The organism is Citrobacter sp. S46_ASV_140, assembly GCF_018919545.1.
Classification (GTDB): Bacteria; Pseudomonadota; Gammaproteobacteria; order Enterobacterales; family Enterobacteriaceae; genus Citrobacter; species Citrobacter braakii.
In genome coordinates, this window is sequence record NZ_JAHLRC010000286.1 from 1 (window position 1) to 713 (window position 713).

Below are 713 nucleotides of genomic sequence, written 5' to 3' on the forward strand. Positions count from 1 at the left end.
TGGTGTTGCGTGACTGACTGATGGATGCGTTATAACTCAGGCGAGAATTAATGCTTCCCGAAACACCGGTATTGAAATTCGTACCATTACGGCGATCGTAATTTATGCCAGAGAAGCTATAGTGCGATTTATCAAACACGCTAAAGGGCACGCTCAGTGAAATACCGGTGTTATAATCGTTATCCATCCCCTGCAGTCGGGAATACCCGGCATTCAGAGAGACAGAAATATTATTAAAGCTCTTACTGAGATTCAGGTTTGCACCTACCTCACTGGAACTGTCCCAATAGTCTTCCTTCCAGGCCGACATGTTGAAGAACACATTCATTTCCGGAAGCTGATAGGTGATAATCGATTCGTATCGCTGTTTAGGCCTGTTGTTTAACAGGCTGTAATAGCGATAGTTAAAATCCGTGTAATCAATATAGTTTTCTGAGTTAAAACGATAACCAATCAACTGTAAATTTGCGTTTTCCCCTAAGGTGCGGGCATATTTCACCGATGCGCTAAAGCCGTTCATGGCTTTACCATTATGGTATTTTGCCTGTGACAGATTGCCACTCATTGCCACCGCGCCAAACCAGCCGAAAGAGCGGATAAGACCCAGACCAATGTTGTTATAGTTTTTATCGACCAGTGCAGAGGTATTGAGCGTAAAGGGCTCAAAACCGTAATCATAAGTGATTTGCGCGAATAAGCTGTCATCATCACGC

Annotated in this window: 1 protein-coding gene; it reads right to left on the reverse strand. The window is 43.8% G+C overall.

All coding sequences use genetic code 11. The annotated features are described in order from the left end of the window. On the reverse strand, positions 1-713 hold a 713-nt coding region (locus tag KQJ19_RS23805), incomplete at both ends, for a fimbria/pilus outer membrane usher protein (protein ID WP_216404293.1).